The organism is Pseudohalocynthiibacter sp. F2068 (assembly GCF_023015645.1).
Lineage (GTDB): Bacteria > Pseudomonadota > Alphaproteobacteria > Rhodobacterales > Rhodobacteraceae > Pseudohalocynthiibacter > Pseudohalocynthiibacter aestuariivivens.
This window is the reverse complement of record NZ_JALKAK010000002.1, coordinates 232,462-246,938: the sequence shown is the minus strand read 5'-3', so window position 1 is coordinate 246,938 and position 14,477 is coordinate 232,462. Positions and strand designations below refer to the sequence as shown.

Below are 14,477 nucleotides of genomic sequence, written 5' to 3'. Positions count from 1 at the left end.
AAGATTAGATCCGTTTTTGTAACAAGACTAAATCAAGCCATTGGTTAAATTTCCGCCCAACTTCATTTAGTCGGGCAACTTCTGTGTACCCAACCGCCTCGTGAAAGGCGAGACCCGCCAGATTTTCAGCGCAAACACCCGCAAACATCGAATGTGCGCCTGCGCCTTGTGCATGGTTCTCTAGAGCATTCATCAGCTTTCGACCAACCCCTCGCCCCTTGGTCTCTGGTGCAAGGTAGATCGTATTTTCCATTGTATGTGCGTATCCAATACCGCCGCGAAACTGACCATAGTATGCAAAACCAAGCTGACTTTCGTTTTCTTCCGCAACAAAAAAACCATGACCAGCAGCATCCTTCTGTTCAATCATCCTCTCAATTTCATGAAATGATTTTTCAACGCAGTTGAATGTCGCCAGACTATCGCGGATCGCTGGGTTCCAGATATCCGCGACGGCAGCAGCATCAGCTTTTTTTGCAGGCCGAATGATCATTTCAATACCCGTACACCGTCTGGAGTTTCAAACTCTGCCCGAAAGGAGATTTTAGAAGCTTCTTCTATTGAAACGCGGTCATCTTCAAACAACCCGCCCATAACAGCACGTAGTTCAATAGCTTTCGGGTGAAAAATCTCAAACTTGCACAAGCGACATCCAGATTGCGGCAATCGAGCGGCTGGATGAGCATCACCCTCCCACTCAATTAATGCAGGGAATGCCCCGCCAAAAGGTAGCTTGCCATTCTCAGGAACCGCCATTTTCCAGCGTAAATCACCGCGGTTCAACGCCATAGGTATGCCGACACCTTCGGGTGAATGTGTTACGGCAGTGTTAATGTTATCTGTACGAACAACCCAATTTGTTAGCCGCGGTGTCCCGCGGAAATTGTCAAGATCGAACCATCTTGGATGTGGCGATTCTGGTGCAGCAGGGTTTATGGTGATGACTTCCAGATAAAGCCCGTCAGCCAGACCTAACAACCGGTTGTGCGTCCCCATCAACGGATGCTCACCACCCGCCGACATCTTGACGCCCAGCGCACTTTCTACATATGCGACACCGGTCGCCAGATCCTCAGCCGCGACAGCCAGATGGTCTAAAATAAGCATAGTCACCCTCGTTCTTTTGGGTGAGACTAGCCAGATTGCGAAGCGCTGCAAGCGTAACTGGCTATGCTGCTCGCAAAAGCAAAAGCCCACGTGAATTCGCGTGGGCTTTTGCTTCTGGCTTTCGCATGTTTACGCAACTTCTGCTTTTGCCTCGCGGATCAAACGCAAAATATCTTCTGCTGCGTCAGGAATATTTGTGCCAGGTCCGAAAATCGCTTTGACACCGGCCTTGTAGAGAAAATCATAATCCTGCTGCGGAATGACGCCGCCACAGATAACGATTATTTCTTCAGCACCTGCCGCCTTCAGCGCTCCTACCAGTTTTGGGGCGAGCGTCTTGTGGCCTGCAGCCTGAGAACTGATGCCAACAATATGCACGTCATTGTCAACGGCATCCTGCGCGGCTTCTTCCGGAGTTTGAAACAGCGGGCCGACATCGACGTCAAAGCCGATATCAGCAAAGGCTGTGGCTATCACCTTGGCGCCACGGTCATGACCGTCCTGCCCCATCTTGACCACCAACATTCGTGGACGGCGGCCTTCTTCTTCGGCAAAATCCTCGACGGATTTCTGGATTGCGGCAAAGCCTTCATCCCCTGCGTAAGCGGCACCATAGACGCCTGAAAGCATCTTAACTTCGGCCCGGTGACGACCGAAAATTTTTTCCATAGCCATACTGATTTCTCCTACAGAGGCGCGGGCGCGCGCCGCGTCAATGGCCCCATCAAGCAAATTGCCACCTTCAGCGGCACGGCGGGTAAGTTCTGCTAATGCGGCATCACAAGCGGCTTGATCACGTGTTAAGCGCATTTGTTCCAAGCGGGCAATCTGGCTTTCCCGAACTGCGTTGTTGTCGATATCCAGAATATCTATCGGGTCTTCCTCTGCCAGACGGTACTTGTTTACACCAACGATCACTTCTTCACCCCGGTCGATCATCGCCTGACGACGGGCTGCGCTTTCTTCGATCCGCAACTTCGGCATGCCCGTATTGACAGCTTTTGTCATGCCGCCCATTTCTTCAACCTCGTCCATCAAGGCCCAGGCTTTATCGACCAATTCGGCTGTCAGGCTTTCAACATAGTAGCTGCCAGCCAATGGGTCGACGACATTGGTGATGCCGGTTTCTTCTTGCAAAATAAGCTGCGTGTTGCGGGCAATCCTTGCGGAAAAATCTGTGGGCAGGGCAATCGCCTCGTCCAGTGCATTCGTGTGCAGACTTTGTGTACCGCCCAGCGCCGCTGCCATGGCCTCGTAAGCCGTACGCACAACGTTGTTGTATGGGTCTTGTGCCTGCAAACTGACACCCGATGTCTGACAATGGGTCCGCAACATCATCGAGCGTTCATTTTTCGGATTGAACTCGCTCATCACACGATGCCAGAGCAATCGCGCAGCGCGTAGCTTTGACGCCTCCATGAAAAAATTCATTCCAATCGCGAAGAAAAAACTGAGCCGACCTGCAAAGGCGTCAACGTCCATGCCCCGCTCTATCGCCGCACGTACATATTCCCGACCGTCCGCCAGCGTATAAGCCAGTTCCTGCACAAGGTTCGCGCCCGCCTCCTGCATGTGATAACCCGAGATCGAGATCGAGTTGAATTTCGGCATCTCTGCAGCGGTGTATTCGATAATATCCGCAATGATCCGCATCGACGGTTCCGGCGGATAAACGTAAGTATTACGCACCATGAATTCTTTCAGGATATCGTTCTGAATTGTGCCAGACAAAAGTGCGCGGTCTACACCCTGCTCTTCACCTGTCACAATGAAACTCGCAAGGATCGGGATCACGGACCCGTTCATCGTCATCGAAACCGAAACTTTGTCGAGCGGTATGCCGTCAAAAAGGATTTTCATATCCTCAACGCTATCAATCGCGACACCTGCTTTACCGACATCTCCGACAACGCGCGGATGATCACTGTCATAGCCACGGTGTGTCGCCAGATCAAAAGCGACCGAAACACCCTGTTGACCTGCCGCGAGGCCACGGCGGTAAAATGCATTGGACTCTTCGGCTGTTGAAAACCCGGCATACTGACGAATGGTCCAGGGGCGACCTGCATACATCGTTGCTTTTACACCGCGGGTAAATGGAACAGCACCCGGAATAGTTCCCAAGTGGTCTACGTTTGCGAGGTCTTCTTCGGTGTAGACCGGCTTAACGTCGATCCCTTCCAATGTATGCCATGTCAGGTCATCAACAGATCTTGCGCGCAACTCTTTCGCGGCAAGCTCAGCCCATTCATTTTTTTTGGTCATCACAATTTCCTCTTTTCAATGCAGCTGCGGGGTGCTTTCTCGCATCACAGATAAATTCTCTCCTGACCTTCCTGCTTTCGCTTTTGAATCAGGTGTTTTTGCAAACTGTCGGCGCACCTCGGTGACGCAATTCAGTGTATAGAATAGCCTTGCAACCTCCACCGTCAGGTTGTGGCGGGTATCGGTGAAACACTTGCCCAAACGTGCATCATGATTTTTTTCCTGAAAAAGAGCGACTTGCCCCTTCGAAACGACTGAAATTGCGCTTATATCTCGTAAGACAGGAGTCCAGATGAAATTCATCCTTGCTAGTTTAATTGCGTTACTCGTTGCGACAGGTGCATTTGCAGACACCCCACCGCCACCTGAAACCGAATTCAGCCCGACACAAGCGTCAGAAGTTACTTTGGCGCAGTATCTCTGGGTTGCGCGCCCTGTGGTCGTATTTGCAGATTCGTCCGCTGATCCGCGATTCATTCGCCAGTTGGCGCTTCTTAAGGCCGAACTGGCAGAACTGGTTGACCGCGATATTGTTGTCATTGTCGATACTGACCCGGCAGCGATGTCCGAATGGCGTACTGCGCTTCGGCCGCGTGGTTTCATGTTGGTACTGATCGACAAGGATGGCGGTGTTAAGCTGCGCAAACCCTTTCCCTGGCATGTACGAGAGCTCACCCGGGTGATCGACAAGACCCCGGAACGCCAGCAAGAAATACGCGACAGGCGCGCCGCCGGTTCATCAGAGAACCAGTAGGGGGCATTGCTTATGTATATCGCGCCCTGTTTCATCCGACATCAGGCTCAAATTCGAAATGGACCGGCTCTGGCAAGGTTTCAGAGAACGATTTAAGGAGCGGAACAAGCCGTTCGGCGGCATCCTGGGTGGTTGCATAGAAGGTGATATCGTAGCCACCAACCGTCGCAAAACCCACGAAGGCATGCAGAATGCCCAATTTGACCCAGTCTTCGCCAACCGCATCCTCCAGCCAACTTTCGTAGACCATAGCAAGCTCAACACCGTGGCGATCTGTCAGGGCACCTGCCCATCCCGGAGCAATATTTTCGGACAAACGAAGCTCCCGTGCTTCGTCAGAGGCTAGTCCCCAGAGATCGAGGACATAGTTAGGATTGCGCCATGCAACCCAGCCCAGATCGTTTACTGCGACCGGGGCCTGCCAATAGTCTTTAGCGAATCGCGACATCTGCTGTTGCTGTGCATGAATCGCACGCGGATTAGGCGCGAGATCAGTCAACAGCTTTGGAACATAAAACATTGCTGATATCATCAAAGCCAAGGCAACAGGTACAGCACACAGAACCGATGACGCCCTCGGAATCAGCGCAAGCAAACCGGCCATAAGCGCAATCAGCACATAAGGTTCATATCTGTGCAGCCAACCGACTTGGCCAAAGCAGAGATGCGCCAAACCCGCAAGCGCAATTGCAAGCGCAAATGCCCTGTGCAGTGGATTTTTCAGCAAGCCGGGGATCAAAACAAACCCGAAGGCAACGACAACCTCAAACGCCAACAATCGACCGGGGGCAGTGGCCATGTTCTTGGCAATTGTGTGAAAGAACCGTGTTGTCCAATCCAAATGGCCGAGACTGTTACCCCCCAACTTTGTCAGAACTGAATTGGGTAACGGGCTTAGCCCAAGGGTCATCAGAAATATTGAAAAACAGATGAGCGGCACCACAGCAAGAAAAAGCGCGGTCAAAGCTGTACGGTAGTGTCCAGCGGCAAAGATCAGACCGGTTGCCACCAAGCTCAGAGCCAGACCTTCCAGCCGAAACAAAGGTGCAAAAAACAGTCCTGCGATCAGAAACCAGGCAACGTGCCCTTCGTCAATCATGCGCAACAGGCCGTAAATTATCGCAAGACTCGCTGCGGCATGAAACGCGTGCTCCATCCCTACAAAAGCCAACCCCGCCATATTGAGCGCAAGTGGGCCGAGACACGCAAACACAATTCCGTAAAACCGCTTTCGACCCTGATCATACCCTGCCTGAACCAAAATCAGCCCCCAAAGCCATGCCATCAGTATTAGACCAGCTGCATTCACGATGAGCGGGACAAATCGCTGCGCCTCCTCACCAGCAAAGGGCAAGAGCAGCAAAGGATATAGAGGGGACGACGCAGCAGAGCTATATTCCCCTGCGTTCACACCATATCCCCCTGCCCCGATCTGTTCTGCCATCGCAAGGTGGATATAGACGTCATCCAACGGATACTCGAAGACACCACCGGCAATTACATAAGCCAGAGCTTGCAGCGCCGCAAAAATTGCGAGCGCCGACAAAATAGCAAGGCTTGGAATCCGGTAAGATGCCTGCGAGGTTTGTTCCATCCTGCTTATTCAAACTCCATGATCACATCATCCACAGCAAGGCTGTCACCCGCGCTTGCATTAATCTTTGTCACCACAGATTTCTTTTCGGCGCGAAGAATATTCTCCATTTTCATCGCCTCAACCGCGCAAAGTGTCTGACCTTCCTGCACCTCGTCGCCCACTTCAACTGCAATGTTGATGATCAGCCCGGGCATAGGACACAGCAACATTTTTGAAGTGTCTGGCGGCGTTTTTTCAAGCATCCGCGATGCCAGTTCGGCCTGACGCGGGGTGCGCACATGAACTTTCAGGTCAGCACCTCTGCTGCGAACACGAAACCCGCCGGAAATCTTGCCAGCCTTAAGAACCAGCGGCGAGCCATCGACGCTAAGCTCTGCAAGGCTGTCACCTGGGGTCCAGTCCGAGGTAACACGATGGGTACGCCCGTCATCAAAATGAACAGTAGACCCTTGGTGATCTGCTTCAATCGTTACTGGATAGTTTTCACCCTGAAGGCTTACCACCCATTCGCTTCCGACTTTGCGTTCGTGGTTGTCCATCCGGCCAGAGACACGCGTGCGGCGAATTTCCGCAACCCTGTGCATCGCAGCGGCAGAAGCCGCAATGCGTTTCAACGCATCAGTATCAAGCGTTACCCCGTTAAAACCATCAGGAAACTCCTCCTCGATAAAGGCTGTCGTCATTTCCCCGGAAATAAATTTTGGATGATCCATAACCGCGCTCAGAAACGGCAGGTTATGACCAATACCTTCCACCTCAAAACCATCTAATGCATTGCGCATCCCTTCAATTGCATCTGCACGGGTTGGCGCCCACGTGCAGAGTTTCGCTATCATCGGGTCGTAGAACATGCTGATCTCGCCACCTTCAAAGACACCGGTATCATTACGAACAGCATGATCTTCAGTCGCAAGCTCTGCAGGTGGACGGTAGCGTGACAAACGGCCAATTGACGGCAGGAACCCACGATATGGATCTTCTGCATAAAGTCGGCTTTCAACAGCCCAGCCGTTTAACTTTACATCGTCCTGCGTGATTGACAGCTTTTCACCCGCAGCAACGCGGATCATCTGTTCAACCAGATCAACACCGGTAATCAGTTCGGTAACAGGGTGTTCGACCTGCAAACGGGTATTCATTTCAAGGAAATAAAACTTCCGGTCTCCGTCAACGATAAACTCAACAGTACCAGCGCTGGCGTAGTCAACTGCTGCTGCAAGCGCACAGGCCTGCTCACCCATCGCTTTACGGGTCGCTTCATCTAGGAAGGGGCTTGGTGCCTCTTCAACCACTTTTTGGTTGCGGCGCTGAATCGAACATTCACGCTCACCTAGATAAATGGTGTTGCCGTGGCTATCCGCCAGTACCTGTATTTCGATATGCCGAGGCTGCGTTACAAACTTTTCTATGAAAATCCGATCATCGCCAAAGCTGTTTGCAGCTTCGTTTTTAGAACTCTGAAACCCTTCACGTGCCTCTGCATCATTCCAGGCGATACGCATGCCTTTACCACCGCCGCCAGCACTGGCCTTGAGCATTACAGGATAGCCGACCTCGTTCGAAATCTTTACCGCTTCGTCCGCATCTTCGATCAGCCCCATGTAACCGGGAACGGTGGAAACGTTTGCTTCCTGCGCCAGCTTTTTACTTGTGATTTTATCACCCATCGCCTCGATCGCGCCAACGGGTGGTCCTATAAAGGCAACGCCTGCGGCAGAAAGGGCCTCGGCAAATTTTGAGTTTTCACTCAGAAAGCCATATCCCGGATGCACCGCTTCAGCGCCCGTCTGACGAACTGCGTCCATAACCTTGTCGATCACAATGTAAGATTGGTTGGCGGGCGAAGGACCAATGTGCACAGCTTCATCAGCCATTTTCACATGTAGCGCCTGCCGGTCAGCGTCTGAATAAATCGCAACCGTTTTGATGCCCATTTTTCGGGCTGATTTGATGACCCGACAGGCGATCTCGCCGCGGTTTGCAATCAGGATCTTCTTGAACATATCCTGTCCCTTTCCCTCATATCTGTGGGGCGACCCGCCCCGAATGCAGCACAAAAAACGCCACCAGAGCGCTTTGCTCTGATGGCGTTCGATTTATTGACTCGCCGGTGGCTAGCACCGGAAGCTTTTAGTAGGTTTTTATTATTCGCAAACGCCCACGTCGTCGCAGAGTACGCCAGCTGCGCCGCCGATGACTGCACCTGTAAGAACGTTTCCGTCCGTAACATCTGCAATGACCGCGCCCGCCGCGGCGCCCGCCGCACCGCGTTCAAGGTCGTTATCCAGACATCCCGATAAGGACGTGACAAGCGCTGCCAACAGCGCCAAACTTTTGAATTGCATGATGTTCTGCCTCCGATATTTAAAGTTCTTGGTACTCTATATATAGGGGCTTTGTTCAAGGTAACAATTGACAAAGAACAAGTGGCTTTCTCGGCGAAAGTCTGCCTGCCCACAAAAGATTTCTTCGACCTGATCCGGGTAAGATCAGGTCGAAGAGAAGGGGAAGGGTAACGATATAGACTAACATCGGCAGGTGCCAGGGTAGGGACATCTGCCTTGTTGGAATATGTGCCGAAGATTTGCATGGCTGCATAGCCCTCCGGGTTGCAGTCCATAAAATTGGCCGAAATTGGCCGAAAGTCAGGTGTCATGGGCAAATTCACGCCGAGCTACCCCCATCAAACAAATCCGGGAATGATGCAGACGCTCGTTGCACGTCGACCTTTAAAAGAGCCTCGTAGCTTTCAGGATCAAACGGATCTTCAGCCGGGATAACTTCACGGCCAAACAGCCACGACAGACGTCCACTGTCCAGATTTCCTCGCTCAAATGGTTCATCACCAAAATGATTGATCAGCGCAGCCATGAAGGCCGCATCCGCGCGGCGGTCTGCCGGTCTTCGGTCTGCATAACGTTCGCGAGCAATTAGTTTTGTCGCGCCCTTTTTGTTTGGGCGGCGCACAACGAACTGGAAGTCGGTGCCAGCAAGCCGGCCCGGGAAGCCACGATGTTTCAACATGTGTGAACTCCCGCATGCACCGCGGAGCCAAGCTGCTGCCTGATTGCAGAATAAACCGAAACTCGAAAAGCTTTGATGATTGTTTGAAACTGTCTTCGCTTTGGTTTCTGCAGTTTAAACCCTGCGTTGAAAAAACCAGTGAGTTTCAAAAAGTGTCGCTTTAAAAATTTATTGAAGCGAGAGGGTGGAGTGGGCGCATGCGCCCACTCCGGTCTTAAATTAGTATTTGTTGGATACTGGTTCAGCCATAACTGGCTCTTCAACAAAAACAACTTCTTCTTCTTGCTGAGCACACGCAGCAACCAGTGCGATAAGTCCAACAGCCAGAACGGCCTTGATGCTCTTTGACATCCATCTCTCCTAATTTTATTTGGGGTAGAATACACTACCCATACCGAGTTACAGGCCGCTTGGGCGCAACCTGTGCGTAGAATAGCGCACCCCCAGAACAAAAGACACTGATCACGAACCATGTCGGCGGGTTGTGGCCAGAAAGCCTCAAATTCAGGGTTAAAAGCGCCTCGAGACGCTATATATTGTGGTTGCATCAGAAACCCTCCCAGATACAGGTGGTATCTTCGGGCCGATATGCCTCAAAAAACTGGGTTGCAGCCGGATCAGCAGACCCAAATTCGACAATCCTGTCAGACAACGAGATTATGATCTGCGTCGGCTTGGGCCCATTTTCCGCAATACGCGGGAGGGCGTATGATTCACACAGGAATTTCATATCTTCCTCAGCTTGCGCAAATTCGATTCGTCCACCTTCGCGTGCAATCTCGGGAGCCAGAAATCTGAACCGTACTGCCATTCCGGATGGTCCTCTCTGTCCCCAAATTATCTCGTAAAAAGTGATCGGTTGCCCCGAAGGAGCCGGGATTTGGGCTGGGTTGGTCGTTTCTTCAAAATTCAGGACAAATAACGCTGCCGCCGCAGAAACCAAAACCACGCAACCCGTGATCCAGATTTTTGCCTTGGGGGTGCTCACCTCTGCTCACCCTAAAGCGGAATATTATCGTGCTTTTTCCATGGATTTTTCAGGCTCTTGTTTCGCAAGCTCGCAAAGGCCCGAGCAACGCGTTTGCGGGTCGAGTGCGGCATGATCACTTCGTCGATGAAGCCTTTTTCAGCGGCGACGAACGGGTTAGCAAACCGGTCTTCATAATCTGCCGTGCGTTCAGCGATTTTTTCTGCATCACCAAGTTCGCTGCGATACAGAATTTCCGTCGCACCCTTGGCCCCCATCACTGCAATTTCTGCGGTTGGCCATGCATAGTTAAAATCACCTCGCAAATGCTTTGACGCCATAACATCATAGGCACCGCCATAGGCTTTGCGTGTAATGACTGTAACTTTTGGGACGGTCGCCTCGCCATAAGCAAAAAGCAATTTCGCACCATGTTTGATAACACCGCCATATTCTTGAGATGTGCCTGGCAAGAAACCAGGGACATCAACCAACGTCAGGATCGGAATTTCAAATGCGTCGCAAAACCGTACAAACCGGGCTGCCTTACGCGAACTGTCAATATCCAGACACCCCGCCAGAACCATTGGCTGATTTGCCACAATTCCAACAGAAGATCCCTCTAGCCGCACGAATCCCGTCACAATATTCTTCGCAAAATCTTCTTGGATTTCGTAGAAATCGCCTTCATCGGCGAGCTTTGTTATCAGCTCTTTCATGTCGTAGGGAGAATTCGGATTATCGGGGATCAGCGTATCAAGGCTCTCGTCAATACGACCCGGATCATCAAAGAAAGGTCGAATCGGTGGCTTTGCTCGGTTGTTAAGCGGTAGGAAATCCACCAATCGCCGCACCTCTGCCAGAGCCTCGACATCATTTTCAAAGGCGCCGTCCGCAACAGACGATTTTTTGGTATGTGTCCCGGCTCCGCCAAGTTCTTCGGCCGTAACAACCTCGTTTGTCACTGTCTTCACAACGTCGGGGCCTGTCACAAACATATAAGAGCTGTCTTTGACCATAAAAATGAAATCAGTCATCGCAGGGCTATAAACCGCGCCACCCGCGCAAGGCCCCATGATCAGGCTGATTTGCGGCACCACACCAGATGCCATGATATTGCGCTGAAAAACCTCGGCATATCCGGCAAGTGAAGCAACACCTTCCTGAATACGTGCACCACCACTGTCATTGATTCCGATAACGGGTGCGCCGTTTTGCATCGCCATATCCATGATCTTGCAGATCTTCAAAGCATGGGTTTCCGACAGAGAACCACCAAACACCGTGAAATCCTGACTGAACACATAAACCATACGACCGTTGATCGTGCCCCAGCCTGTAACAACACCGTCTCCGGCAGGCCGGTCTTTTTCCATTCCAAAATCCGTGCAGCGGTGCGCAACAAACATGTCAAATTCTTCGAACGAATCTTCGTCAAGCAGCAAATCGATCCGCTCTCGGGCGGTCAGCTTACCTTTGCTGTGCTGCGATGCGATGCGTCTTTCACCGCCACCCATACGGGCAACGTTACGACGTGTTTCAAGTTCTTGCAGGATATCCTTCATGGGCGGCTGGCTCCTTTGAGTTTTTGGGAACCTACCGTTAAAACGTGAAAGGGAAAAGGAAAGTTTGGAATATTTGCAAACCATTAGAAGAATGATGATCGCAAATTGAATAATTGCAAACCACTCTGACAGGGCGCGCTACCAGCAACGAGACTCTATGGACATTTCCAAATCTCACGCCTAACGATTGACTATGTCAACAAAGCCCGTTGTTCGGTTTCTCGACCGCACTACTCCACCCCATATCATAACACTGATCCTTCTTGCGGGGCTCTCTGCGTTGTCGATGAACGTTTTTCTACCCTCTTTACCGAACATGACAGCGTATTTTCAAACTGACTATCGGCTGATGCAACTGTCCGTCGCATTGTATCTGGCTGTTAATGCAGCGTTGCAAATCGTTGTTGGACCAATTTCTGACCGATACGGTCGGCGCCCCGTTATCCTATGGGGAACGGTTTTGTTTATCATCGCCTCAGTGGGGTGCGTTTTTGCACCCACTGTAGAGGTTTTTCTGACGTTCAGAATGGCCCAGGCCGCAATTGTGACTGGGATGGTTCTGTCTCGTGCTGTTGTGCGGGATATGGTGCCGATGGAAGAAGCGGCCTCCATGCTTGGTTACGTCACAATGGGTATGGCGCTTGTCCCGATGCTAAGCCCGCTGGTGGGTGGTGTGCTGGACACATACCTTGGCTGGCAGTCTAACTTCTGGCTGATGGCGTTGCTTGGTGTGGGTCTGTTCTGGTTGGTATGGGTCGACCTTGGTGAAACGGCAACACAACGCTCGACAAGCATGGCGCAGCAGATGCGCCAGTACCCTGACCTGTTGGTTTCACAACGTTTTTGGGGTTATTGCCTGACCGCCGCTTTTACATCCGGGTCATTCTTTGCCTACCTTGGCGGCGCCCCTTTTGTTGGTGAAACGGTATTTGGCCTGTCAAGTATATGGCTTGGTTTCAGCTTCGGCGCACCTGCAGTTGGTTACTTTCTTGGCAATTTTTTATCCGGCCGCATGTCCGTGCGGATCGGCATCAATCGAATGCTTCTCTGGGGTGCATCACTTTCCGCAGCCGGATTAGGTGGCGCGTTAATACTGTTTTACGCAGGGCTTTCCTCTCCAATCCTTTTCTTTGGCTCTATGACATTTGTTGGGCTGGGTAACGGTATGGTACTGCCCAATGCGAATGCCGGAATGTTATCCGTGCGCCCACATCTCGCAGGTTCTGCGGCCGGGCTTGGCGGTGCGATCATGATTGGCGGCGGCGCCGCGCTTTCAGCACTTGCTGGCGTTATGCTAACTGCGGAAACAGGCGCATTTCCACTCATGTGGATTATGTTCTTAAGTTCAGCTTCAGGTGTACTTTCTATGCTTTTTGTACTCTACCGCGAGCGCCGCCTTGCGGGCCTTGATCTTTAATTCACAAACAGGTTGCAAAGTTTTCAAAGTCATGTGCTAATTTGCAAACTCCAAGGGGAATGCAATGGCAATTCAAAAACTTTATGCCGGTGTAAAACTGCGGGAAACCCGAACGCGGCTTGGCCTGACGCAAAAGCAGTTCGCTGAAAAACTGGGCGTTTCGCTGCCGTATCTCAACCAGATGGAAAACAACAACCGGCCAGTTAGCACCGGTGTCGTGCTGGCGCTGGCACAAGAATTTGGCTTTGATGTCGCAGAGCTGTCGACTGGCGATGCCGAGCGCATGGTCAGTGACATGCGCGAGGCCCTTGCCGATCCGGTCTTTGCTGATAGCACCCCGCCTCTGGCTGATCTGCGGCTCGCAGCCTCAAATGCCCCGGCACTGGCGCGTGCGTTTCTTGACCTGCACCGTGCCTATCGGCAGAGCCACGAGCGGCTTGCGTCGCTTGATGAGGCTCTGGGCCGCGAAGACAGCCGCGCGCAGTCCAGCCCGTGGGAAGAAGTTCGCGATTTCTTTCATTATTGCGATAACTACATTGATGCGGTTGACCGGGCTGCGGAACATTTCGCCGGACAAAGAGGTATGCATCAGAACATTCAGCAAACAGCCATCAAAGCCCTGAGCGATCTTGGTATCGAAACGCTTTTCACAGATGAAACGACACTGCGCGGCTATGACCCTGCCGCCCGTTGTCTGACTCTTTCAAAACGCGCTGCCCCGTCGACGCAAACATTCCAATTGTTACTTCAGTTCGCTTTGCTTACGCAAAACGATTTACTGGAAGCGACGCTGGACTTTGCCCGGTTCCAGACCGATGCAGCACGTGCGATTGCAAAGATCGGGCTGGCAAACTATTTCGCCGGCGCAGCTTTGCTTCCCTACACTGCATTCCTGACGGCTGCCCAGGAAACGCGGCATGATCTTGAACGTTTGTCTGACCAGTTCGGCGCCTCGATTGAACAAATTGCGCATCGGCTTTCAACTTTGCAGCGACCGGGCGCAAAGGGTGTTCCATTCTTCTTTGTACGCGTCGATCAAGCTGGCACAATCACCAAACGTCACTCTGCAACCCGGCTGCAGTTTGCACGTTTCGGTGGGGCCTGCCCGCTATGGAACGTGCATCGCGCATTTGAAACACCGGGGCGTTTTTTAAGGCAACTGGCGGAAACGCCCGACGGCGTGCGCTATTTTTGCCTGGCGCGTGATGTGTCAAAATCCGGCGGCTCTTTCCAGGCGCCTGTTCGCAGATATGCAATAGGGCTTGGTTGCGAGGTCAAGCATGCTGACGCGCTGGTATACGCAGACGATCTTGGCACCAGCAAAAGTACGGCCTTTGAACCAATAGGTATCTCGTGCCGTATTTGCGAAAGAGCAAAGTGTCATCAGCGTTCTGTCCCACCACTCGAAAGGCAGCTTTCGATTGATCCAAACAAACGTGGGATATTGCCCTATGAGATCGGATAAGCTCTTATCGAAAACGGCCTCGCCGCTGGATCGATCCAGGGCGAGGCCAGATATTTCAAGCGCTTAGCATCTTCCAGATGTCGTCTTTCAGCATCATGCGTTCTTTGCGCATTTCGACTTCGTGCAGCTCTTCTGTTGGTTCAACATTTGTCTCTGCCCGGTGAATGGCCCGATTGATTTCATGATACTTGTCAACAAGGCCCGCGAAATGGGCGTTAGATTGTTTTAGCTCAGAAATGAGTTCCACTTTGTCGGGAAATTCTTCAGCCAATTCATGAGGGGTGTGGGACATGCGATTCTCCTGTCTGGGTCCGTT

The 14,477-nt window shown here is 51.9% G+C and carries 14 protein-coding genes; 3 read left to right on the top strand and 11 right to left on the bottom strand.

Going from position 1 to position 14,477, the window contains the following annotated elements:
• Positions 1-4: 4 nt before the first annotated feature.
• The 3 genes from MWU63_RS03530 to scpA all read right to left on the bottom strand — a co-directional run bounded on the left by MWU63_RS03530 (position 5) and on the right by scpA (position 3,372).
• Positions 5-490: a GNAT family N-acetyltransferase gene (locus MWU63_RS03530; RefSeq protein WP_213887766.1), complete on the bottom strand. Its 486-nt coding sequence runs from the start codon at positions 488-490 to the stop codon at positions 5-7.
• Positions 490-1,107 (bottom strand): VOC family protein, encoded by a 618-nt coding sequence (locus MWU63_RS03525; RefSeq protein WP_213887420.1) that lies wholly within the window; start codon positions 1,105-1,107, stop codon positions 490-492. Before MWU63_RS03525 ends, MWU63_RS03530 begins: the two co-directional genes overlap by 1 nt.
• Positions 1,108-1,236: 129 nt before the next feature.
• On the bottom strand, positions 1,237-3,372 hold the full coding sequence (gene scpA / locus MWU63_RS03520; RefSeq protein ID WP_213887419.1) for a methylmalonyl-CoA mutase: 2,136 nt from the start codon (positions 3,370-3,372) through the stop codon (positions 1,237-1,239).
• A 292-nt stretch (positions 3,373-3,664) separates the two neighbouring features.
• Here scpA and MWU63_RS03515 point away from each other — a divergent pair, with 292 nt between their 5' ends.
• Positions 3,665-4,126: a DUF4174 domain-containing protein gene (locus MWU63_RS03515; RefSeq protein ID WP_213887418.1), complete on the top strand. Its 462-nt coding sequence runs from the start codon at positions 3,665-3,667 to the stop codon at positions 4,124-4,126.
• Positions 4,127-4,157: 31 nt separating this feature from the next.
• Here MWU63_RS03515 and MWU63_RS03510 read toward each other — a convergent pair whose 3' ends face one another.
• The 7 genes from MWU63_RS03510 to MWU63_RS03485 all read right to left on the bottom strand — a co-directional run bounded on the left by MWU63_RS03510 (position 4,158) and on the right by MWU63_RS03485 (position 11,279).
• Positions 4,158-5,720: a hypothetical protein gene (locus tag MWU63_RS03510; RefSeq protein WP_213887417.1), complete on the bottom strand. Its 1,563-nt coding sequence runs from the start codon at positions 5,718-5,720 to the stop codon at positions 4,158-4,160.
• Positions 5,721-5,725: 5 nt separating this feature from the next.
• Positions 5,726-7,726 carry an acetyl/propionyl/methylcrotonyl-CoA carboxylase subunit alpha gene (locus tag MWU63_RS03505; RefSeq protein WP_213887416.1) on the bottom strand — a complete coding sequence of 667 codons (2,001 nt, stop codon included), beginning with the start codon at positions 7,724-7,726 and terminating at the stop codon, positions 5,726-5,728.
• A 141-nt stretch (positions 7,727-7,867) separates the two neighbouring features.
• Positions 7,868-8,068, bottom strand: a complete 201-nt coding sequence (locus MWU63_RS03500; protein WP_213887415.1) for a hypothetical protein — start codon at positions 8,066-8,068, stop codon at positions 7,868-7,870.
• Between the two features lie 319 nt (positions 8,069-8,387).
• A complete protein-coding gene (locus tag MWU63_RS03495; protein ID WP_213887414.1) occupies positions 8,388-8,747 on the bottom strand; it encodes a hypothetical protein in 360 nt (119 codons plus the stop codon).
• 219 nt (positions 8,748-8,966) lie between these two features.
• Entirely contained in the window at positions 8,967-9,098 is a 132-nt protein-coding gene (locus MWU63_RS20370; RefSeq protein WP_281414275.1) for a hypothetical protein, read from the bottom strand.
• Between the two features lie 196 nt (positions 9,099-9,294).
• Positions 9,295-9,735 carry a DUF6497 family protein gene (locus tag MWU63_RS03490; protein ID WP_247076978.1) on the bottom strand — a complete coding sequence of 147 codons (441 nt, stop codon included), beginning with the start codon at positions 9,733-9,735 and terminating at the stop codon, positions 9,295-9,297.
• An 11-nt stretch (positions 9,736-9,746) separates the two neighbouring features.
• Positions 9,747-11,279 carry an acyl-CoA carboxylase subunit beta gene (locus tag MWU63_RS03485; RefSeq protein ID WP_213887413.1) on the bottom strand — a complete coding sequence of 511 codons (1,533 nt, stop codon included), beginning with the start codon at positions 11,277-11,279 and terminating at the stop codon, positions 9,747-9,749.
• A gap of 193 nt (positions 11,280-11,472) precedes the next feature.
• Between MWU63_RS03485 and MWU63_RS03480 the strand changes: the two genes are divergently transcribed.
• Positions 11,473-12,696 carry a multidrug effflux MFS transporter gene (locus tag MWU63_RS03480; RefSeq protein ID WP_213887412.1) on the top strand — a complete coding sequence of 408 codons (1,224 nt, stop codon included), beginning with the start codon at positions 11,473-11,475 and terminating at the stop codon, positions 12,694-12,696.
• A gap of 64 nt (positions 12,697-12,760) precedes the next feature.
• Positions 12,761-14,161 (top strand): helix-turn-helix transcriptional regulator, encoded by a 1,401-nt coding sequence (locus MWU63_RS03475; RefSeq protein ID WP_213887411.1) that lies wholly within the window; start codon positions 12,761-12,763, stop codon positions 14,159-14,161.
• A 55-nt stretch (positions 14,162-14,216) separates the two neighbouring features.
• Here MWU63_RS03475 and MWU63_RS03470 read toward each other — a convergent pair whose 3' ends face one another.
• On the bottom strand, positions 14,217-14,453 hold the full coding sequence (locus tag MWU63_RS03470) for a DUF465 domain-containing protein (protein ID WP_213887410.1): 237 nt from the start codon (positions 14,451-14,453) through the stop codon (positions 14,217-14,219).
• Between the last annotated feature and the right edge of the window lie 24 nt (positions 14,454-14,477).